At 69.2% G+C, this 20,588-nt stretch carries 24 protein-coding genes and 1 pseudogene; 6 read left to right on the forward strand and 19 right to left on the reverse strand.

What is annotated here, in order from left to right; genetic code table 11:
* Window positions 1-92 precede the first annotated feature (92 nt).
* From AB0H86_RS07670 to AB0H86_RS07695, 6 genes are all read right to left on the reverse strand, one after another.
* Window positions 93-941 (reverse strand): alpha/beta hydrolase, encoded by an 849-nt coding sequence (locus tag AB0H86_RS07670; RefSeq protein ID WP_362434203.1) that lies wholly within the window; start codon window positions 939-941, stop codon window positions 93-95.
* 94 nt (window positions 942-1,035) lie between these two features.
* Entirely contained in the window at window positions 1,036-1,491 is a 456-nt protein-coding gene (locus AB0H86_RS07675) for a helix-turn-helix domain-containing protein (protein WP_329825645.1), read from the reverse strand.
* Between the two features lie 786 nt (window positions 1,492-2,277).
* On the reverse strand, window positions 2,278-2,649 hold the full coding sequence (locus tag AB0H86_RS07680) for a hypothetical protein (protein WP_362434206.1): 372 nt from the start codon (window positions 2,647-2,649) through the stop codon (window positions 2,278-2,280).
* Window positions 2,650-2,781: 132 nt separating this feature from the next.
* Window positions 2,782-3,540 (reverse strand): DUF2182 domain-containing protein, encoded by a 759-nt coding sequence (locus AB0H86_RS07685; RefSeq protein WP_362434208.1) that lies wholly within the window; start codon window positions 3,538-3,540, stop codon window positions 2,782-2,784.
* Entirely contained in the window at window positions 3,537-4,151 is a 615-nt protein-coding gene (locus tag AB0H86_RS07690) for a DUF1326 domain-containing protein (RefSeq protein WP_362434211.1), read from the reverse strand. Before AB0H86_RS07690 ends, AB0H86_RS07685 begins: the two co-directional genes overlap by 4 nt.
* Window positions 4,152-4,312: 161 nt before the next feature.
* On the reverse strand, window positions 4,313-4,492 hold the full coding sequence (locus AB0H86_RS07695; protein WP_362434213.1) for a hypothetical protein: 180 nt from the start codon (window positions 4,490-4,492) through the stop codon (window positions 4,313-4,315).
* Between the two features lie 136 nt (window positions 4,493-4,628).
* Between AB0H86_RS07695 and AB0H86_RS07700 the strand changes: the two genes are divergently transcribed.
* Complete coding sequence (locus AB0H86_RS07700) at window positions 4,629-5,021, forward strand: replication-relaxation family protein (protein WP_362434216.1); 393 nt, start codon at window positions 4,629-4,631, stop codon at window positions 5,019-5,021.
* 273 nt (window positions 5,022-5,294) lie between these two features.
* Here the strand turns inward: AB0H86_RS07700 and AB0H86_RS07705 are convergent, their stop codons facing one another.
* Entirely contained in the window at window positions 5,295-5,747 is a 453-nt protein-coding gene (locus AB0H86_RS07705) for a MarR family transcriptional regulator (protein ID WP_362434218.1), read from the reverse strand.
* A gap of 63 nt (window positions 5,748-5,810) precedes the next feature.
* Between AB0H86_RS07705 and AB0H86_RS07710 the strand changes: the two genes are divergently transcribed.
* A complete protein-coding gene (locus AB0H86_RS07710; protein WP_362434221.1) occupies window positions 5,811-6,179 on the forward strand; it encodes a VOC family protein in 369 nt (122 codons plus the stop codon).
* A gap of 461 nt (window positions 6,180-6,640) precedes the next feature.
* Here AB0H86_RS07710 and AB0H86_RS07715 read toward each other — a convergent pair whose 3' ends face one another.
* Window positions 6,641-7,402, reverse strand: coding sequence for an FCD domain-containing protein (locus AB0H86_RS07715; protein WP_362434224.1), 762 nt, complete (start codon window positions 7,400-7,402; stop codon window positions 6,641-6,643).
* A gap of 158 nt (window positions 7,403-7,560) precedes the next feature.
* Between AB0H86_RS07715 and AB0H86_RS07720 the strand changes: the two genes are divergently transcribed.
* The 4 genes and pseudogenes from AB0H86_RS07720 (at window position 7,561) to AB0H86_RS07735 (ending at window position 11,291) form a co-directional block, all read left to right on the forward strand.
* Complete coding sequence (locus AB0H86_RS07720; RefSeq protein ID WP_362434227.1) at window positions 7,561-8,376, forward strand: carbon-nitrogen hydrolase family protein; 816 nt, start codon at window positions 7,561-7,563, stop codon at window positions 8,374-8,376.
* Window positions 8,370-9,833, forward strand: a complete 1,464-nt coding sequence (locus AB0H86_RS07725) for an APC family permease (protein ID WP_362434230.1) — start codon at window positions 8,370-8,372, stop codon at window positions 9,831-9,833. Before AB0H86_RS07720 ends, AB0H86_RS07725 begins: the two co-directional genes overlap by 7 nt.
* 209 nt (window positions 9,834-10,042) lie before the next feature.
* Window positions 10,043-10,896 (forward strand): annotated as a pseudogene (locus AB0H86_RS07730) (IS5 family transposase).
* The gene (locus AB0H86_RS07735; protein ID WP_362434232.1) at window positions 10,893-11,291 is read left to right on the forward strand and encodes a hypothetical protein; all 399 of its coding nucleotides are present in this window, start codon (window positions 10,893-10,895) and stop codon (window positions 11,289-11,291) included. Before AB0H86_RS07730 ends, AB0H86_RS07735 begins: the two are co-directional and overlap by 4 nt.
* 114 nt (window positions 11,292-11,405) lie before the next feature.
* Here AB0H86_RS07735 and catC read toward each other — a convergent pair whose 3' ends face one another.
* From catC to AB0H86_RS07790, 11 genes are all read right to left on the reverse strand, one after another.
* Window positions 11,406-11,684, reverse strand: a complete 279-nt coding sequence (gene catC, locus AB0H86_RS07740) for a muconolactone Delta-isomerase (protein ID WP_362434234.1) — start codon at window positions 11,682-11,684, stop codon at window positions 11,406-11,408.
* 48 nt (window positions 11,685-11,732) lie between these two features.
* On the reverse strand, window positions 11,733-12,587 hold the full coding sequence (catA, locus tag AB0H86_RS07745; RefSeq protein ID WP_362434236.1) for a catechol 1,2-dioxygenase: 855 nt from the start codon (window positions 12,585-12,587) through the stop codon (window positions 11,733-11,735).
* A gap of 30 nt (window positions 12,588-12,617) precedes the next feature.
* On the reverse strand, window positions 12,618-13,721 hold the full coding sequence (locus AB0H86_RS07750; RefSeq protein ID WP_362434239.1) for an enolase C-terminal domain-like protein: 1,104 nt from the start codon (window positions 13,719-13,721) through the stop codon (window positions 12,618-12,620).
* Window positions 13,718-14,917, reverse strand: coding sequence for an amidase (locus AB0H86_RS07755; protein ID WP_362434242.1), 1,200 nt, complete (start codon window positions 14,915-14,917; stop codon window positions 13,718-13,720). Before AB0H86_RS07755 ends, AB0H86_RS07750 begins: the two co-directional genes overlap by 4 nt.
* Window positions 14,914-15,429 carry a flavin reductase gene (locus tag AB0H86_RS07760; protein WP_362434245.1) on the reverse strand — a complete coding sequence of 172 codons (516 nt, stop codon included), beginning with the start codon at window positions 15,427-15,429 and terminating at the stop codon, window positions 14,914-14,916. Before AB0H86_RS07760 ends, AB0H86_RS07755 begins: the two co-directional genes overlap by 4 nt.
* Window positions 15,430-15,503: 74 nt before the next feature.
* Window positions 15,504-16,451, reverse strand: a complete 948-nt coding sequence (locus tag AB0H86_RS07765) for a PDR/VanB family oxidoreductase (RefSeq protein WP_362434248.1) — start codon at window positions 16,449-16,451, stop codon at window positions 15,504-15,506.
* Between the two features lie 41 nt (window positions 16,452-16,492).
* Window positions 16,493-17,254 (reverse strand): SDR family NAD(P)-dependent oxidoreductase, encoded by a 762-nt coding sequence (locus tag AB0H86_RS07770; RefSeq protein WP_362434251.1) that lies wholly within the window; start codon window positions 17,252-17,254, stop codon window positions 16,493-16,495.
* Complete coding sequence (locus tag AB0H86_RS07775) at window positions 17,251-17,766, reverse strand: aromatic-ring-hydroxylating dioxygenase subunit beta (protein WP_362434254.1); 516 nt, start codon at window positions 17,764-17,766, stop codon at window positions 17,251-17,253. Before AB0H86_RS07775 ends, AB0H86_RS07770 begins: the two co-directional genes overlap by 4 nt.
* Complete coding sequence (locus AB0H86_RS07780) at window positions 17,756-19,009, reverse strand: aromatic ring-hydroxylating dioxygenase subunit alpha (RefSeq protein WP_362434257.1); 1,254 nt, start codon at window positions 19,007-19,009, stop codon at window positions 17,756-17,758. The genes AB0H86_RS07775 and AB0H86_RS07780 overlap by 11 nt, the downstream gene beginning before the upstream one ends.
* Window positions 19,006-19,365 carry a hypothetical protein gene (locus AB0H86_RS07785; RefSeq protein ID WP_362434260.1) on the reverse strand — a complete coding sequence of 120 codons (360 nt, stop codon included), beginning with the start codon at window positions 19,363-19,365 and terminating at the stop codon, window positions 19,006-19,008. The genes AB0H86_RS07780 and AB0H86_RS07785 overlap by 4 nt, the downstream gene beginning before the upstream one ends.
* Window positions 19,366-19,380: 15 nt before the next feature.
* Complete coding sequence (locus tag AB0H86_RS07790; RefSeq protein ID WP_362434262.1) at window positions 19,381-20,490, reverse strand: acyl-CoA dehydrogenase family protein; 1,110 nt, start codon at window positions 20,488-20,490, stop codon at window positions 19,381-19,383.
* Window positions 20,491-20,588 lie beyond the last annotated feature (98 nt).

A 20,588-nucleotide genomic window follows, 5' to 3' on the forward strand; every position in this document is an offset into this window, starting at 1 on the left:
GTTCAGGGTGTCGATGGCATCCATGAACTTCAGGACCCAGTCGGGTACGGGAGTCGCGTGTGCGGTGTCTGTCATGGTGGTGGTCTCCTGATTCAGGCCGCGGCGGGCAGGGCGGCGAGGAACGCGTCGATCTCGGCATTGACGGCCTCGGGGTTCTCACGCGCGGCGAGGTGGGCCGTGTGCCGCAACACGCGGAAGGTGCTGCCCTCGATGGCGTCGGCCATCTTCCGCACCACGTGCACGGGGAACTGACTGTCCTCCTCGCCGGCGACGATCAGGACGGGCACGTCCTGGATGGTGTTCAGGCGGCGGTGCTCGTCCTTACGGCCGATGAGGATGCTGCGCAGTGCCCAGGCGACCGACTTCGGGTCGTCCCGCAGGACGAAGTCGGTGAAGTCGAGGAATTCGGGGTCGGTGGCCTCGGCGGTGGGGCCGGCGAACGCGCCGCACGCGGCCTTGGCGGCCAGCGGCGGCATTTTCGCGTGCAGCGAGAGGTAGGTGGACAGTGCGGTGGCCCAGATGCTCTCGAACATGGTGGGCAGGGATGCGGTGCAGTTGATGCCGATCGCCGCTGTGGTGCGCTGCGGGTGATAGGCGGGGAAGACCCCGGCGAGCATGCCGCCCCAGCTGTTGCCCACGAGGATGCACCTGTCGATGCCGAGCGCGTCGAGGATCTCCACGAGCGCGTCGGAGCAGTCCTTGAGATCGATGAGCTTGCGCAGAGCGTCGGACTTGCCGTGGCCAGGGCTGTCGATGAGGACGACGCGGTGGGTGGGGGCGAAGTGCTCGTACTGGTACTGCCACATGGTGCCGTCCATCATCAGACTGGGCCAGCACACCATGGCCGGGCCGTCGGGACGTCCGCCGACGCGGACGTTGACGAGTCCGAGCGAGGTGGGGATCAGCTTCTCGGTGAGTCCCTTGAGCCAGTTGGTGGTCATGATCGGTCCCCTCCGCAGTCAAGGAGGAATAGAGTCCCTAGTAGCGTATTGCTACTAGTGTCAAGATGCAACCAGCTGCATCACGTCGAGGTGATCAGCGAGGTCCGTCCTCGGCGGGTACCGGCCGCAGGGCAGAGGCCTCGACCGGCCGATGACAGCTGCTGCACGCGAGGTACGGGTTGGTCGGATTCCCGCACTCCGTGTGCACCAACAGGTGATGTGTGTCGCCGTCCGTCGCATTGGTCTCGGCCCACCGCGTGATGGTCACAATGGCGGGGACGACGAGTTCGCGGGCACTGTCGGTGAGCTGGTACTCGTACCACGGCTTGTCCGGCCGGTAGGCGTGCTTGGTGAGCAGACCCAGTTCGGTGAGGCTGTTGAGCCGCGCGGTGAGGATGTTCGCCGAGATGCCGAGGGCCCGCTTCAGTTCACCGAACCGGCCGACACCGAAGAACACCTCCCGCAGGATCTGGTAGTTCCAGCGCTCGGAGATCGCGGCCAGGAACTCCTGCCCGTGCTGAAAGGTGACGTGACTCGTGCGTTCGGACACGGCTTCTCCTCGTCGGCTATCCGGTAGTAGTGTTGAATTGCAAGTAGTTCTCCGATGTTACTAATTGGCAGCCTGTCGACAGCACGCGAGGTCCTGGCGCGACACGAAGCGGCCACCCTGCCGGGTGCCCGGACCTGCGGGAAAAGATCGACGCCCTGGAAACCGCCGTCCCGGAACTGCGGCGCTTCCTTCTCGACGGTCAGGGCGGCCCGTCGGCAGACCGCATGGTCGGCTACCGGAACCCGGCGCTGCTCACCCTGTAAGCAGCTGCGGCACGACGCCACCGACGACGAGATCGCCGACGTCGTCAGCGTGGTCGCCGCCTACGCGGGCGCGCCGCGCACGGTCAACCCCGCCCGGATCCTCGGCCGCCGACCCGCCGACCCGCCGAGCTGCGGGCCACGCGCCTGCCCGACATCAGTGGGCGGCGACCTGGCCAGGGGCCGGCTCCCAGGTAGGCACGGTCGGCGAGGACTGGTTCGGACCGTCAGCGACGCGGAAGGTTCCATGACTCCGCACATGTCCGCGTACTTTGCCCGCGATCACGCCCGGCAGCGGCACCAGGCGCCCTTCACCCGACGCACGCCACTTGAGGTGCCGGATCCATGTGCCCGACCCCGCCCCTTCGAAGTAGCACCCCGACGTCTTCGCTGCCCGGCCGTCGAGGCAGCACCATCCCGTGTGATCTGCCGATCCACGAGCAGCACGCCGGCCACGAAGTCGAACGGCTACAGGCACACCGCCCTCGCCTCACCGATCCGCGACCCGCACCATACGGATCCGATTTCAGGAATCGCCGTCACCGTTCGCGGATGCTGTCCGGGCAAGGGTGTCCGCCACCGTTGTGCATGCGAGCCGGGCCACGGAGCGCAGGTCGGCGTCCGAGGTCCCGGCGCGGCTCAGTACGGCCAGCGACTGGTTGACGGCGACGACGAACGTGGCGAGCTCGTCGAGTGTTCGGCTGTCGGCAGAGGAGTCCGCCAGTGCCGCGCGTATCCGTTGGCGCTGCATGTCGAGCAGGGCACGCACCTGCACACTGTTCTCCTCCTTCAGCGTCAGTGACTGCGCGGCGGACTGGGCGATGAGGCACCCCACGGGGGCCGACGGGTCGGCGATACGGCCCAGGATGACGTCGAAGAACGCCTCGACCGCGCGCACCGGATCACCGGGATGCGCCGTGAGCGCCTGCTCGTACTGCGCGCCGTAGATCGACGAGTAGCGGTCGAGGCACTTGCCGAAGAGCGCCTCCTTGTTGCCGAAGGCGCCGTAGAGGCGGGCGTGGCCCCGTCCTCACATCCGGGCCATGCCGCTACCGGTGAGGCCCGGAGCGAGCGCCGGGACCCAGAAGACGGCGCCGGCCAGGACGATCGAGGCGATTCCCACGGCACGGGCCACCATTCGGCCGGCCGGAGCCAGCTTCTCAGTGGTGATCACGGCGGTCAGGGCCACCATGGCCCACAGGTTCATCACACCGAACGCCGCCAGCAACCCCATCAGCGACCAGCAGCAGCCCAGGCAGAAGGCCCCGTGGTGGGCTCCGGCACGCAGATCGCGCGAGGGCCCCGGGTACGAGGCGTAGCGCAGCATGAACCCGATCGGCGAGCGGCACCTCGCCAGGCAGCGGTCTTTGAGGGGCGTGAGCTGGTAGACGCCGTTGACCGCGAACACGGCCGCGGCCACCGCGGTCCCCGCCGCGGCGGGGAGGTCCGCCGCGCGGCCCAGGCCGGCGGCCAGCCCGTACGCGGGCAGTCCGGCCGTGGCCCAGACAAGCAGGTAGGCGACCGTGAAAACGACCATGCGCGGCGCCCGGTGCACGGTGATGGTGCGTGCGTACAGCGCGGCGACGGGTGCTGTGGCGGGCAGCATCATCGCGGCCGTCATCAGGGTCCACATGGCCAGGAAGGCGGGCAGGCCCAGGCCCATGGTGCCCGGCATCGCCTGCATGCCGCCCCAGCGTGTCACCAACCAGGCCCAGGCGGCAGCCGCCGCGAGCAGCAGCAGTCCGGCGGGACTCGCTCCGCTGCGGACGGTGACCGGCCGACCGGTCACGCGGACCACGTGAAGGGCGCCGAGTGTCCGTTGCCGCCGGAGAAGTCCCAGGACCGGCCGTACACGCCGTCGCCCGTCGCCCGGGTGGACCGGGCGATGGTCAGCGTGCTGTTCACCGGGTGGAACATGCCGGTCAGGCCCATGACCGGACCGTCCTCGCCGAACTGTGGGGCAACTTGGTCCTTGATCTCGATGTCGATGGCGTCGCCCACCCGTGCGGCGTGGCGGCGGCCGTCGTCGCGGTAGTCGATGGGAACGCGCTCCACGCCGAGGACTTCGCCGATGAGCGGAGTGAGCGCCGCCATCGGCCCGCCGGCCTGGCCGGAGAAGACCTTGCCCAGCGCCTCGGCCTGGCCGTCGTCGGCCGAAGCGTCCAGGTACAGCGCCACCTGCCAGCCGCCTTCGGCCATCACCCGGGGCGCGTCGATGAAGACGGCGACGCTGCGGTCGGAGACGTTCACGCCGTCCACGTTCCCGCTGTCCACATGGAACGCGAAGGTCACCTGGCAGCGCTCGTGGTCGGCCGGTGCGGTGAGGCCCGAGGTGGTGCAGGGGCACACCACGTCGCAGTTGCAGCTCTCCAGATACGTGCCGTCCAGATTCCAGGGCATGGCTCATTGCCTCCCTCTTCTACGTCCCCCTCAGTAAAGGGAATGCATCGGGAGGCTCCGTTCCGTCCCGGTGCCACTCTTCTTCAGACTATTCCCGACGACCCCTGTCGCGCAGATCCACAGCCAGCGCAGCTCACCGTCCTATACGGGTCGTGGGGGCATCAGCGGCCCCGGATGCGTTTCTTCCTGTTGTGGGGCGTGGACTCGGGGGCGTAGAGGGGATGTCGGCCTCCCGACCACGGCGGGATCAGCGTGGTGACCTGCGGATTCGCGGTCAGGCGCGGCAGAGGGTGCGGACGGTTGTCGGCCGGGTCGTCTGCGGGGATGTGGGCCTGGTCCACGGAAGCGTCGTCGCTTCGTGACCGTGGTCGGGCCTTCGTAGTCGGGGCCTGGTCGGGGCCGGCTGCTGCTGTGGCCGGTACGCGCGACGTCCGGCAAGGACGGCGCCGCACCGGACGGGAAGCGAGCGGATCCGTGATGATCGGCGTGGACGTGGGCAGCGGGGACCGGATCGCGCTGGGCGTGCTGACGCAGTACCGGATGGCCACCACCGAACAGATGCACCGGGTGATCGCCCCCGCGGTGCGCATCGAGCAGACCCGGCGGCGGCTGGCCAGACTGCGCGCGGAGGGGCTGGTCGACCGCATCACCCTGCCGCAGGCCGGACGGACCCGGGTGTGGTTCCCCACCGCGTACGGCGTGCAACTCGCCTCCGAGTGGCCCGAGATGCGCGGGCAGCGGCCTTCCAGGACCGTATCCGATCCGACCGCCGTGCGGCTGAAGGCCGGCCACACGCTGACCGTGGCCCAGACCGCGCTCATCTTCCTCGAGGACGCCCGCCGCCGCGACCTGTTCCGGCCGCTGGACTGACAGCTGGAGAGCGGTCGTTGTGCACACGAAAGGCCCCGGGGAACCACCCCCGGCCGGCCTGCTCCAGCACGGTCCCTCCGCACCGGTATGGCGCCCCGTCCACAACCCGGCCAGCGAGTCCGCTGGACCGGGTCAGCGCCTCGGCAGACGTAAGTGGCTCATCGCAGAAGAGGGTGTAGTCGGGGTCTGTCGGTTTTCGAGGTCGCCGGCACGGATTTTCACGCTCGGCTGCACTCCTATCCGGGCGCGACGAGACGTGCGCCGAGGAACGAACTATGCACCGTCGTTGCCATCGCGCAGGGAATGAATCATGCTCTGCAGGATCCGGAACGCGCCTGACTGCTCGGTCTCGGTCATGCCGGCCAGCATTCTGACCTCGACGGACCGGACCGCTACGGTCGCCTTCTCCAGGCTCCGTCGGCCGCGAGACGTGAGCCGCGCGGGAAGAACCTTCCCGACGGGCGCCTCCGCAGGCCTGGTCACGTAGCCCTCTCGTTCCAGGGCCTGGAGCAGCACGTTCATCGACTGCCGTGTCACGAACGCGCCACGCGCGAGCTCGGAGTTCGACAAGCCCGGCCGTTGAGCCAGCAGCTCGAGGCAGGAGTAGTGCGTCACGCTCATCCCGAGCGGCCGCAGCACCTCCTCCATGGCTGCGCGGAGGACGCTCGACGCCTCTTTCAGTAGGTAGCCCAGAGACGTCTCCAGGTCGACACCGTCTTGATTCATGTCAGAATTCTGACATAGATTGACCTGTGTCAGTAAGCTGACACGAAAAGAAGGAGCATCGCCATGCCCGCCACCGGCCCCGACTTCATCTCGCTCCAAGCGCGCGACCTCGACGCTTCGCATGCGTTCTACGAGCAGTACCTCGGCCTCGTCCGGTCGCAGGCCGGACCTCCGCACGCCGTCGTCTTCGAGACGAAGCCGATCGCGTTCGCACTCCGCGACGTCGTTCCCGGCACCGATCTCGCATCCGTTGCTCAGCCCGGCATCGGTGCCGCGATCTGGCTCCACGCCACCGATGTCCAGTCCATCCACGATGCTCTCGTCGCCGACGGTCACACCATCGTCTCCGCACCGATCGACGGCCCCTTCGGCCGGACATTCACCTTCGCCGACCCCGACGGCTACCAGGTCACTCTCCACGACCGCGCCTGATCGGCCAAACGCCACAGGACGATCACCGATCCCCGAAGACCGCGGTTGCGCCCTAGGCTGCTGCGTGACGCTACCTTCTGCCTTGCTGACCTGACGACGTTCTGCCGGCTAGATGACCTCGGCTTGGAAGTGGTCGGCCAACTCTCGGTTCGTGATCGCTCGTTCATGGCCCGTCCTGGCGCCACAGCTCGCTCGGTGCCCGTTTCTACTGGCGCCTCGGGGCGATGTGGGTGGTCGATTTCTGTACTGGGGTGATGTCGTCCCCGTGCAGGGGTGGAGCGGCCGGTGTCGGTGGGCTGTCTGCGTGTGGCTGGGCGCCGGCACACTGACGTCAGTTCATGCGCAGGCGCGTGCAGGGCTCGCCGGGGCGCATGTCCCTACGGTGTTGCGGTGGCCGGAGGCAGCCTGGAGCGGACCGGTGCGGACCGGCTGTTTTCGTCGGACGGGTCCCAGCTCTTGGGTCAGCCGTCGATGTCCTGGTCGGCGGAATGGGCGAATCCGACGTACATCGTCTGGTGCAGCTGCGCGATGTGTTCCTTGATGAGGCGGGCCGCCAGGGCGGCGTCGTGCGTGGCGAGCGCCGCCCTGATGTGCTTGTGCTCGTCGTTACTGCAGCGCAGATAGCTCATCGGGTACGGCAGGAAGTAGAGATACAGCTCCTTGACCACCCGCTCGTACATCACCAGGGCGGAGGGCATCCCGGCCCCGCGGGCGATGCCCACATGGAACCGCTCATCGGCCGCGTGGAACTCGGCCCAGCTCTCCGCCTCGTCCATCTCCTTGATGCAGCGGTCCAGTCCGTCGAGCCCCGCCTGGTCGAGGCGGTCCGCGGCCAGGTGGGCGAAGCCGACCTCCAGAACGACGCGTTCGTCGATCAGCCGGTGCACCCGCTCACTGTCCTGCTGGTACGCGGCGACCTCGGCCACGGTCTGGCGGCGGGGCTGGTCGGCGACAAAGGTGCCCCCGGAGCGGCCCGGCCTGCGCTGGACGACGCCCTCGCGCTCCAATGCGGTGAAGGCACGCCGGACGGTGATCTCGCCGACACCCAGCGCCGCCGCCGTGGCCTGGACGTTCGGCAGCCGCTCGCCGGGCGCCAGCAGGCCCAGATCGACCGCCAGGGAGATCCGTGCCCGGACCGTGTCGACCGCGCTGGTGCGGCGGATTGCCGCAAGGGCGCTGCTGGTCAACGGGCTTGGTGCGCCGATGTCGTCCTGGGTTGCCATCCAGCCAGGGTAAGCACCGGCCCAGCGCGGCTCGTGAGGGGGCCGGGACGTCGGCTGATTTACGGAATCGATACCCGCAACCCTTTACCTGCTCAAAGTGAGCATGTTCTGATGGCTCGCGCCGCTCCCCTCCGATGTCCGACCCGAAGGCACCCCGCATGAAGATTGCTGGACTGCAGACCGCCGGAACACCCGGCGACGTCGAAGCCAACCTCCGCGAACTGGACGCGGCATGCTCCCAGGCCCGTGCCGGGGGTGCCGACCTGCTGGTCACCACCGAACTGTTCCTCACCGGCTACGACATCGGCGACATCGTCCACGACCTGGCCCGCACCGACCTCCTGTCGCCGGCGCAGCGGATCGCCCGCCGCCATGGCATCGCCCTTGTCCTCGGCGCGCCGGAGTACGACGGTGGCGCCTACTACAACAGCGCCTTCTTCATCGACCCGACCGGAGCGATGCTCGGCCGCCACCGCAAGACCCACCTCTTCGGCGAACTCGACCGCAGATACTTCACCCCCGGAGACCGGCTGAGCCCTGTCGTCGACTACGCCGGAGCGCGGATCGCCATGCTGATCTGCTACGACGTGGAGTTCCCCGAGAACGTGCGCGCCGCCGCGGTGGCGGGGGCGGACCTCATCGCCGTGCCCACCGCGCAGATGCAGCCGTACGAGTTCATCGCGGAGCACTTGCTGAGGGTCCGCGCCTGGGAGAACCAGGTCTACATCGCCTACATCAACCACGACGGGGACGAGGGCTCGCTCCGCTATGTCGGCCGCAGCTCCATCGTCAGCCCGTCGGCAGACGTCCTCGACAGCGTCGAGCACGGCAACCAACTGATCTTCGCGACCGTGGAGCCGGGCACGGTCCGAAAAGCCCGCGAGGCCAACCCGTACCTGGCCGACCTACGGCCGGATCTCCACGCCGCCGCCCCGGCCTCGACTGCACCGCTCGCAAAGGACCGCACATGCTGAGTGACCTCTCCACGGAAGACTCCGCCAGACGGCAGGCACCCCCCGCGAACCTGCAGGGGCGGCTCGGGACCGGCGCCATCGTGTTCATGGTGATCGCCGCCGCCGCGCCCCTCACGGTGATCGGCGGCAACGTCCCGCTCGCCGTCGCCAGCGGACCGGGCGCCGGAGCCCCCGTCGGCTTCGCGATTGCATCACTGGTCCTGCTGCTCTTCGCGGTGGGATTCGTCACCATGACGCCGCACGTTCCCGAGGCCGGCGCCTTCTACGCCTACACCACCCGCGGCCTGGGGGACCGCATCGGGGTGGGCACGGCCGCGGTCGCGCTGGTCGCCTACACGGCGATCCAGGTCGCCATCTACGGCTACATGGGATGGGCTGTGAACGACGTGGTGCAGTACTTCGGTGGCCCGTCCGCCCCCTGGTGGCTGTGGGCGCTCGTGGCGCTCGGGATCGTGGCCCTCCTCGGCTACCGCCACATCGACCTCAGCTCCAAGGTGCTCGGCGTGGCGCTCGTCCTGGAGATCGCCGTGGTAGTCGTCCTGGACGCGGTGATCTTCGCCAAGGGCGGCGCGCACGGTGTCAACGTTGAGTCCTTCACCCCCGACGCGGCACTCTCCGGCCCGCTGGGCATAGCCGTACTGTTCGCTCTCACCGGCTTCATCGGCTTCGAGGCAACGGCCGTCTTCCGCGACGAGGCCCGCAACCCCGAGAAGACCATTCCCCGGGCCACCTACCTGGCCGTCCTCATCATCGGCGCCTTCTACACCGTCTCCTGTTGGGCCCTGGTCCTGGCCGCAGGCACCGACGAGGCGTCCGCCGTGGCCAACAAGACCCTCAACGGCGAGGGCAACATGCTCATGGACATCGGCCAGACCTACGTCGGCACCGCACTGCGTGACATCATGCAGGTGCTCCTGCTCAGCAGCCTCTTCGCCTGCGTGCTGTCCTTCCACAACGTCATCGCGCGCTACACCTTCACCCTCGCCCGCAAGGGCCTGATGCCCGCCCGGCTCGGTACCGTCCACCCGCGCCACCACTCGCCGTCCTGCTCCTCCGTCGTCCAGACGACAACCGCGCTGGTCCTGGTCGGTGCCTGCGCCCTGATCGGGCTGGACCCGCTGGTCGGCGTGTTCGGCTCGATGGCCGGGGTCTCCACGGTCGGCATGGTCCTGCTCATGCTCACCACATCCGTCGCCGTGGTGGTCTTCTTCGCCCGCAACCCGCACATCGCCGACGGCAGGCCCTGGCAGACCCGGATCGCTCCGGTACTCGCCGTGCTGGGTCTGCTGGCCAGCCTCTGGCTCGTCTTCTCCAACTTCACCCTCGTCACCGGCGGCAGCATGGGCGTCAGCATCGTGCTCGGCATCATTCCCTTCGCCGCCTTCGCCGCCGGAATCGCCCGCGGACCGAAGAAGAACCCCGAGCCCGCCGCGCAGACCCCTTCCGCACAAAGCTGATCCATCTGCCCGCCCCAGCCGCGTGGCGCCGCGCTCCCCCGGTCGCGCCACGCGGCCTCCCCGTCCGCCAGCAGCCCCTCGCGCCGGCGCGACGAGGGTGGTATGGGGTCCTTGCACTATGGGCGCCCGATGAGGTCGCGTGGCCAAGGCGAGCAAATGAATCGTCGTACAGGGCAGCCGATCGGCATGTGCATGCTGGGATGCGGGGCATGGTGCGAAGACCGTATCCGAGCGACTTATCGGATGAGCAGTGGGCGTTGATAGAGCCGATGATCACGGCCTGGAAGCAGGACCGGGTGAGCCGTTCGGCGACCGGAGACCCGGGGGCCTGTGATTTCCGGGAGGTCGTGAACGCGATCTTCTACCAGAACCGGACGGGCTGTCAGTGGCGTTATCTGCCCCATGATCTCCCCGCCTGGTCGGCGGTCTTCTACTACTTCACGCTGTGGCGCCAGGACGGGCTCGACCAGCGGATCCAGGAACTCCTGCGCTGCCAGGTCAGGGAGAAGGCGCGCCGATTAGAGGACCCGTCCCTCGTGGTCATCGACACCCAGTCCGTACGCGCGGCCGCGCGTGTCCCAAAGACCACGACGGGACTGGACGCGAACAAGAGGACACCGCGGCGCAGACGGGGACTGGCCGTCGACCTGCTGGGGCTGATCATCGGCGTCGTCGTCCTGGCCGCGTCGGCACACGACAACACCGCCGGCACCGCCCTGCTCGACCAGGCGGCCGAGCGGTGCGGGATGCGCCTGGAGAAAGCCCTGGTGGACCAGGGGTTCAAGGACCAGGTCATCATCCACGGTGCGCTGCTGGACATCACCGTCGAGGTCGTCCGCCGTAACCCGGACGACCAGGGCAAGGGCTTCGTCCCGCAACCCAAGCGGTGGGTGGTCGAGCAGGTCAACGGCACATTGATGCTCACCGGCGCCTGGCCCGCGAATACGACCACCGCCCCGACAACTCCGCCTCGCGCGTCTACTGGGCCTCCACCGCCAACGTGGCCCGCCGCCTCACCACACCGACTCCGGCCTGGCGCGACACACTCCAGGCGGCCGCGTGAACATCACCGAACTCCTCAACGACCTCCAGCACCGCCACGACGCGGCCATTGCCCGGGCAGACGAACTACGCGGCCAGATCGAGCGCCTCACCGCCGCCCTCACCGAGACCGAAGCACGTCTCACGGACCTGGCCACCACCCGGAAGGTCATCGCCGAACTCGAGCCGACCGGGGACGCACCGGATCCGCCCGAGTCGACCACCGCATACCAGGCCATCCTGAACGCCTTCAACCAGCACTCCGACCGGCCATTCCGAGTCCGCGCACTGCACGAACTCCTCGGCATGCCCACCGACGACCCAGCCCTGAACGTCACCCGCAGCCGCCTCGGACGCCTCACCCGCCAAGGCTTCCTCACCCAACCCGGACGAGGCATCTACCAGAAACGGACTTAACGCCCTCTCAGTAAGGCCCACCCAGGCCCTGCGTCGCTATCCGGAACGCTGCCGAGGGCGAGCAGAGGTGGCCGCACAAGACATCGCCCGGGAATCGGCTTCCGACGGACAACGTCAGTCGATGGCCGAGGGATGCCGGGCCAGCGACGTCACGGTGATGTCCATGTACGGGAAGAGCGGCAGGCCCCACAGGATGTCGTTGAGCCGGTCGTTGCCGGCGACATCGAAGATGCTGAGATTCGCGTACTGGCCGGCACAGCGCCACAAGTGCAGCCACTCGCCGGACTGTTGGAGCCTCTGCGCGTACTCCTTCTCCGCGGTGAGGGTTGCGTCCCTGACCTCGGTGTCCAGGTCGGGTGGCAGGTTCACGGTCATCTGCACGGCGAAGAGCACGGTGGCCTCCTGAACGCGGTCGAGAGAGGGATGGGGTACAGCGGTCAGTCAGGAGCTGGGGTCCAGGACGAAGTCGTACGTGACCTCGTGCGCACCCGTACTGTTCGGCCGCGGATCGAGGACGAGTTCGGGCTTCACGGCAGAGGCCACGTCGTCCTGGAGGTGGGCACCGCCCGTGAAGTAGAGCTGTGTGGTGAGCGGTTCGTGTCCGTGCGCCGAGACTTTCAGATGCAGGTGGGCGGGACGCCAGGGGTGCCAGCCGGCCGCGGCGATGAGCCGGCCGCAGGAGCCGTCGGTGGGGATCTGGTAGGGGGCCGGCTGAATGGTGGTCACCGCGAACCGGCCATCGTCGTCAGTGACGATGCTGCCCCGCAGGTTCCACTCCGGTATGCCGGGTGCGAACTGTGCGTACAGTCCGTCGTCGTCGGCCTGCCACATCTCCAGCAGGGCGCCGGCCAGCGGCTCGCCGGTGACGCCGGTGACCTGCCCCTGGAACAGGAGCGGGGTGCCCGCCTCGGTGTCCCGCATGGGAAGGGTGCTGACGCTGGGCAGGGTAGGGGCGCCGGGCACGTAGTAGGGACCCTCGATGGTGCCCTTGCTGCCCTGCCGGGCCGCGGTGGCGACCTCCTCGACGACGTGCTCGATCCACACGTCGAGGAAGAGGGGCCACTCACCGTCCTGGCCGACGGAGATCAGCCAGGACTTGAGGGCGTTGTACTCCTCGTACGTCACCTGGTGGCTGCGGATGACGTCGTGGACGGCGGTGATGACCGCGGTGGCCAGGGTGTTGACGCGTGCGGTGTCGGTACTCGGCCCGGACACTCCGGTCTTGTCGGTGAGGAAGCGTTCCGTGGCCGAGGCCCCGGATCCGGCGGCCGTGGCCTCGATGGTGGTGTCGGACATGGTGTGCGGCTCCTTCGAAAGCGGGGGTTGTCAGTGGTCCTGGCGGTAGCGGGCGAGCTTGGCGTCGTCGATCGCGACGCCCAGCCCGGGTCGGTCACGGACGGCGAGCGTCCCGCCGGTGATCACCAGTGGTTCGGTGAGCAGGTCGTCGCTCATGTCGAGGAAATTGGAGAGTTCGCCGGCCCGGCGGGACGATGCGGCATAGGCGGCGCCGAAGGCAACGGTGCACACCGTGCCCAGCTGGCTGTCGATCTGATTGCCCATCACGACCTCGGCCCCCAGCCCCTCGCACTGGAACAGCACGCGCTGGGAATCGGTGAAGCCGGTGCGGGCCGTCTTGATGCTGATCGCGGTGGCGGCGCCGTCGAGCAGGGAGCGGGTCACCTCGGCCGGTGTGGTGGCCGACTCGTCCGCGACGAAGGGGATGCGGCTCTGGCCGACGAGCCAACGGCGGCCGAGGACGTCGTCGGCCGGGCACAGCTCCTCGGCGAGCGTCATGCCGAGCTCGTCCAGTTCGCGCAGTGCGGCGGCGGCTTCCGAAGCCGTCCATCCGCGGTTGCCGTCGACGTACAACTCGGCCTCGTCACCAAGGGTTTCCCGCAAGGCACGGCAGACGTCGAGGTCGAGGCGGGTGGGGCGGCGGCCGACCTTCACCTTGAAGACCGTGATGCCGTACGTGTCGCGGACCCGCACCGCCTCGTCGGCCATCCGCTGCGGCGCGTCGAAGCCGAGCATGTGACTGACCCGCATCCGGTCGGTGCAGCCGCCGAGCAGCTGGGTGACAGGCCGGTCCAGGGCCTGGCCCGTGATGTCCCACAGCGCCATGTCGAGGGCCGACTTGGCGGCCGGATTGCCGACGGTGCGATGCAGTCGGGCGCGGATCTGCTCGCGGGCGAACACGTCCGCGCCCACCATCTGCGGCGCGAAGATCTTCTCGATCACACCGATCACGGACGCCTGTGTCTCGCCGTAGGTGAAGGGGCGGGGCGGGGCGTCGGCCACACCGGTCAGTCCCTCGTCGGTGTGCACGCGAACCAGGACGTGTTCGGCGGTGTGCACCTCGCCGCTCGCGAACTTGAGCGGCTTGGTGTACGGGATCGCGTACGGGACGGTCTCGATCGCGGTGATCTTCATCGGACGGTCTCCTCGACACGCCGGGCGATGCCGAGCAGGCGGCCCACGCGCGCGGGGTGGCCGATGAGTTGCAGGCCCAGTGGCATGCCGTACGGGTCACGGTGACCGGGGACGGTCACGACGGGCAGGCCGAGCAGCTGCCAGGGGCGGCTGAGGACCGGGGTGCCGGTGGCGTCCAGTCCGTGCGGGGCGGGGCCGGGGGCCGCCGGGCCGAGGATCACGTCGGCCCGGTCGAGGAGTTCGAGGATCCGGGTGCGGGCTTCGTGCCTGACGGCGAGCGCTGCTTGGTACTCGTCCGCCGGGATGTCGCGCCCGCGTGCCAGGAGGTCGTTCAGGTGGCGGCTCAGGGATTCGGGATGTTCCGCCTCGGCCGCGAGCGAGCGGGCGGCTTCGTACGCCATGACCGTGGCGTGCGCCTCGGCGAGTTCCGGCGTCCGGACCCGTCCCGCGAGTTCGTCCGTCGCCGCGCCGGCGGCGGCCAGGTCCCGCGCAGTGCTCTGCAACGCGTCGAGCATCGCCGGGTGGACGTCGGCCAGCTCCGTGCCGGGCCACACCAACACCCGTACCGTCGCGTCCGGGGCCTCGCACCGCGTGCCGTCGACGGCCTCCACGGCCGCGGCAAGACCGTTCACATGCTCGGTGAGCAGTCCTGGTGCGTCCAGGGTCGGGCTGAGGCCGGTAATTCCGGTCGTCGGCCAGGCGCCGACCGGGGCGACATATCCGGCGACGCCGCAGAAGGAGGCGGGCCGAGTCAGTGAGCCCGCGGTCTGTGAGCCCAGGGCGAGGGGCACGACGCCGGCCGCGACGGCGGCGGCCGAGCCGCTCGACGAGCCGCCCGGGGTGTGGGCCACATCGTGCGGGTTGCGGGTGGGGCCGGGCTGGAAGTACGCGAACTCTGTCGTCACCGTCTTGCCGAGGGGAACGGCGCCTGCCTTGCGCAGCCGGTCCACGAGCCAGGCGTCGTGCTCGGCCGTCCTTCCGCGGCGCAGCGGGGAGCCGCACTCGGTGGGCAGCCCGGCGACATCGATGATGTCCTTGACCCCGAACGGCACACCCCTGAGCGGTCCGTCCGGTGCCCGCTCGGCAGCCGCGCGGGCACCCTCGGCGTCCACGCGGACCCAGGCGCGGATGTCCGGCTCCGTCTTCGCCAGTCGACCTAGCGCATCGTCGACCGCGGCCGTGCGGCCGGGCGTCACGACGGCGCGCCTTCCGCCACGAGGGGCGTGGCGTCGAGACGGTGGAACGTCCGGTTGAAGTAGACGAGGCTCTGGCCTCCGGGGCGGGTGCGGATCTGTTCGATGTCGACGAACAGCACGCTGTGGGATCCCATGGGGACGGTGTGCTTGATCGTGCCGACCGCCGTGACCAGGGCTTCCTTGAGGACCGGGACGTCGTGGGTGCGGTCCCAGACGTCCCAGGTGAAGCGTTCGACCATGTCCACCTTGGTCGCGCCGGAGAAGTGCAGGGCGAGTTCCTGCTGGTCGCCGCCGAGGACGTTGAGACCCACGCGGCCGTTCGCACGGAAGACGTCGTGCATGGCGCTGGCGCGGTTCACACACACCAGGACGGTCGGCGGGTCGTCGGTCACGGAGCAGACGGCGCTGAGGGTGATGCCGCAGCGGCCGTTCGGACCGTCGGTGGTCAGGATGTTGACGGCTGCCGGGAGGTGGGCCATCGCCTCGCGGAAGTCGGTCCGGCTGGGGGCCACGGCTTCGCCCTTCCTCTCGTTGTCGTACGTCGGAGTAATCGGAGTAATCGGAGTACGCGGACCACTCGAAGTACTCACCACAGCTCGACCACCAGCCGGGCCGACTTCGCCCGTGACACGCAGGCGGCGATCTGGTCTCCTGCCGCCTTCTCCTTGGCGGTCAGGCAGTGGTCGCGGTGGTCGGGTTCGCCCTCGACCACCCGCAGGACACAGGTCCCGCAGATGCCCTCGCGACAGGAGGTCTCCAGCGGGACGCCGTTGTCCTCCAGCACCTCGGCGATGCTCCTGCCGGGCGGCACGGTGTAGATCTCACCGGTGTCGAGTTCGACCTCGAAGGTCCCGCCCGCGTCCGAGGGCTCACCGGCCTGGAACAGCTCCGAGTGGATCCGTTCCTCGGGCACGCTGCGCGCGGCGACCTCACGGACGTACGTCATGAAGCCCTGGGGCCCGCATGTGTAGACGTGGGCGTCCGCCGGAAGACCGGTCAGTTGCGCGGCGAGCGCGGCACCGGCCGACTGCCGGCCGAGCCCGAAGTGGCGGACCACGCGCTCGGTGAAGCCGGACTCCTCCAGAAGTCCGGCGAAGGCCGCCTCCGCCCGGCTCCGCGCCACGTAGTGCAGAGTGAACTCCGCTCCCCCGCCGTGCAGTTCGTACGCCATCGCCAGCAAGGGCGTGATCCCGATGCCGGCCGCGACGAGATGGTGCTCGGCCGCGTCGGGGGCAAGGCCGAACAGCTGCCGGGGCGCGCCGACGGTCAGCTCGGTGCCCGGCTCGGTCTTGTCGTACAGGGCGTGGGAGCCGCCGCGCGAGTTCTCCTCGCGCTTGACGGCGATGGTGTAGGCACCGGTGTCGTCCGGCGGCCCGCACAGCGAGTAGGGCCGGGTGATCCCGGTGGGTCCGGTGACGTCGATGTGTGCGCCGGACGGGTACGGGGCGAGGGGTACGCCGTCGGGTCGGACGAGTCGGAGGACCTTGATCGTGTCGGTTTCGTGGTGGGTGTCGGTGACGGTGACAGGGAACATCCGTCTGCCTTCGAGGGTCGGATCGGGAGCTGACGGCGCTGTCAGCGCATGTACAGGCCGCCGTTGGCGTCCCAGCAGGCTCCGGTGACCGCGTCCGCGTGCTCGGCCGCGAGCAGGACGGCCATGTCGGCGACGAAGCGCGGACGGCCGAGCCGGCCGACGGGAATGGTCGCCTCGATCTGCGCGAGCCGCTCCGGCGCGACGGTCTCGCGGACCACCGGAAGGTCCTGGGGTCCCGGGGAGATGGCGTTCACCGTCACCCCCTGCGGGCCGAGGTCGCGGGCGAACACCTTCGTCAGGGTGGCCACTCCCCCCTTCGCCGCCGCGTAGTGCGCGCCGGTCGCCGTCCCGCCGTTCTGGCCGGCCAGGGAGGCGATGTTGACGATGCGTCCGTAGCCGCGTTCGGCGAAGTAGGCGCCGAAGACCTGACAGCCGAAGAAGGTGCCGTTGAGGTTGGTGGCCACCACGGCGTCGAAGCTCTCCGGCGCGATCTCCATCAGTGGTTCGACCTTGGAGTGTCCGGCGTTGTTGACCAGGACGTGGACGGCGCCCCAGCGCTCGGTCAGCCGGTCCCGGACCGTGACGAAGGCGTCCTTGTCGCGGACGTCGAGTGCGAGTCCGACGGCGTGGTGCCCCTCGGGGTCGAGTTCCGCCGCCGCCTTGGCCGCGGCCTCCTCGTCCAGGTCGGTGAGCGCGACGCAGTAGCCGTGGTCGTACAGCCGTCCGGCGATGCAGGCGCCCAGGCCCCCGGCCGCGCCCGTCACCAGGGCGACGCGCCGCTCGCTCTCCTCGTGTGGGCTCACAGCAGGAACCCCGAAGCGGTCACGGTGTCCTCGGAGTTGACCAGTTGGACGATCTTCCGCGCGATGCGGGGACCGTCCGCGCCGAACACGATCCGGTGGGTGACGTCGGCGGCGAGGACGAAGGTCTCATCGCGTTTGTAGCCGACGAGGATCTGGGCGGAGCAGATCTCGATCGCGTCGGTCGCGCGGCCGGTGACGACGAAGCGGGAAACCGAGCGGACCGTGCGGGCGGCCGCCGCGGCGGAGATGGACATCCCGCCGGTGAGCCGCTCGATCCGCATCCGGCGCATGCGGTCGTCGTCGTAGACGAGGTTGAGGCGGGAGGCGAAGTCCGTGACATCACGGTCGATCGGAATGACGTACTCGCCGCCCTCGGACCACAGCTCGTCCCACTCCTCGTAGCGGCGGGCGTCGAGCAGATGGGCCTCGTGCCAGATCAGGGAGACGGCGGCGAGGGCTCGGGGATCGTCCAGTGGCAACTCAACTGCCGTGCTCTGGGCCTCAGTTGCCATCGGTCATCATCCTCTTCCACATGTCGTACGCCTGGCGCATCCCGGTCTCGTCGGTCGCGTGGGAGGTGGGCTGTCCCAGGTCGTCGGGCTTCTCCCGGGTCAGGCCGCGGTTGACCAGGATCGGCATGTCCACACCGCCGGCCACACCCCGCTGGACTCGGTTCCAGGCCTCGGCGTCGTCGGGGCTGCCGAATCCGAAGGGGCCCTGGAAGTGCTCGTGGATGCGCAGGCGTTCGCGGTTGACGATCTCCGGGGCGCCGTCCAGGCCGAGGGCGACGTGCCGGATCTCGGTCTCCGTGACCGAGATGGGGCGCAGGACGCGGAAGAACGCCATCGACATGGCCACGTTCGGGAACAGGTTGAGGTTGAATCCCGCGCCGTGGAGGGAGCGGACGATGCGCCGCACCTTCTCCGGCGGCAGGTCCTTCGACAGTTCCTCGACGATGTGGCTGAAGCGGCCCTGGAGCTTCTCGGTGCCGTCGTCCACATCCAGGTCGGCGTGTTCGGCGACGGAGATGGAGACGCTGTGGCCGTTGCCGAGGGCGTGGGTGACCGCGGTCTCGTCGGTCATGATCGACAGCATGCTCGCGGTCTCGGCGTCGACCGAGGACATCCAGGAGCGGTGCACGATCGGGAAGTGGTACCAGTCGGTGGTGTTCTCCAGCTGGATCTTCCAGTTGCCGTTGAAGCGGAACCTGTGCTCGCCCTGCACCTTGATCGGGTAGCCCGCGCCCTGCTTCATGAAGCGGTCGATCCACAGCCGGGCCCCGCCGAGGAAGTCCTCCAGCGGCTCGATGTCGTCGCTGAAGCTGGCGAAGACCATGCCCGCGTAGGTGGCTACCTTGAGCCGCTGGAGCGGGAGGTCCTTCTTCTCCAGCACGTCTTCGTAGCCCTCGGGGTACGGGATGCCTCGCAGGGTGCCGTCCAGCGCGTACGACCAGGCGTGGTAGGGGCAGGTGAAGCCGTTGCCGTTGCCCTTGGGGGTCTCGCAGACGCTGGCGCCGCGGTGTCGGCAGCGGTTGAGGAGGACGTTGATGCCGCCGCGCCGGTCCCGGGTGACGATGACGGGACGGCGGCCGACCCAGGCCGTCTTGAAGTCGCCGGCCTTGGCGATCTCGCTCTCGTGGGCGACCCACACCCAGGTGCGGTGGAAGATGCGGTCCATCTCCCGTTCGAAGAGGGCCGGGTCGGTGTAGAGGGTGCCGGCGACGCGGTCGGATTCGACGAGCGGCGAGTGCGTCATCGGGCCACCTCCGGCTCGGGGAGCGGGCGGCCGAGGCGGGCCTCGATCTTCATGTAGCGCCACAGGCCGTGGTCGCCGACCTGGACGGTGCGGAAGAGGTTGCAGGCGGCGGCAGCGGCGGCCTGGTCGACGACGTCGGCGAGGACGTAACACGTCCAGGGCCAGGAGTCGGACGGACCCACCATGTGCAGGTCGTCGTCGATGGTGCCCAGGACGGTGACTCCGGGCAGTTCGTACAGCTGGCCGAGCATGGTCGTGAAACCGTCCCAGACGGTCTTGCCCTGTCCTGTCGGCAGGTCGAAGAAGTTCTGGTTGACGCCTATGCAGAACAGCACGCGCAGGGGTGCGTCGGACACGGGGTTCCTGCCTTTCTAGAGGTAGCCGGGGAAGGGCTGGAGGCCCATGAGGACCGCGCCCGCGCCGTCGTACATGCCCTCCTGGAGGAAGGCGTGCTGCGGCACGACCGACGCGTCGCGCAGGTAGCGCTGGAGGGGGCTGCCGTCGGTGATGGCACCGATGCCACCGAGCTGGTAGGCGGCCCGTACGACCTCGAAGGAGGTCTTGGCGAGGTGGGCGGAGGTCAGCCTCAGCAGGCTCGCCTGTTCGGCCGTCGCGGGGTCGCCCGCCTCGACCGTGGCCCACACGTCCTCGGTGGTCTCGTAGAAGAAGGCGCGTGCGGAGCGGAGTTGGGCCTCGGCCTGGCCGACCGCGATGCGGTAGGTGGCGCGTTCGGCGGGCTTCGGGGCGCCGGTGAAACTGGAGCGTCCGCCCTGGGCGATGACGTGGTCGAGGGCCGCGCGGGCGACGCCGAGTCCGACGACGGCCAGGACCTGGGCCGCGTAGGGGACGGTGGGATAGCGGTAGAGGGGTTCGCCGACGGTGGGTTCGCCGCCGCGCAGGAACGTCCACTCCTCCGGTACGTCCACGCCGTCGACCACGAGGTCATGGCTGCCGGTGCCGCGCATGCCGATGACGTCCCAGTTGTCGACGATCTCCACCTGTGCGGGCCGAAGGACGGCGGTCCGTGGCCGCCCGGCGCGGTCCTCGCCCGCCTTGATTCCCACGCCGAGCAGGTCGGCGCCCTTGCAGCCGCTGGCGAACTTCCAGCGCCCGGAGACGCGGTAGCCGCCCTCGACGCGCTCGGTGGGCTGCACGGGGAAGAGGCCGCCGGCGAAGGCCACGTCGGGCCCGTCGGCGTACAACTCCGCCTGTGTCTCCAGCGGCAGTGCGGCGAGGTAGATCGCGGAGGAGCCGAAGCTCGCGACCCATCCGGCCGACCCGTCGACCACCGAGATCCGTTCGATGAGACGGAGGAACTCGGTGGGCGGAAGGGCATCGCCACCGAATCGCTTCGGAACGCCCGCCCGGTAGATTCCCGCGCGCTTGAAATCGGCGATCACATCCCGCGGCACATGCCGCTTCTCTGCGAATTCCGCCCGCCGGTCCGCTACGACCATCAGCAGTCGATCGAAATGCGTCATGAGGGAATCTCTCCTCGCTTTGCCGGGCGATACTCCCGCCCGCCGTGTCATCACGCTATGCGCGACAACCAGGGCCCCGCCATTGGGACTTGACCTCG

The sequence above is a fragment of the Streptomyces sp. NPDC050997 genome, assembly GCF_040660135.1.
In the GTDB taxonomy this organism is placed as follows: Bacteria; Actinomycetota; Actinomycetes; order Streptomycetales; family Streptomycetaceae; genus Streptomyces.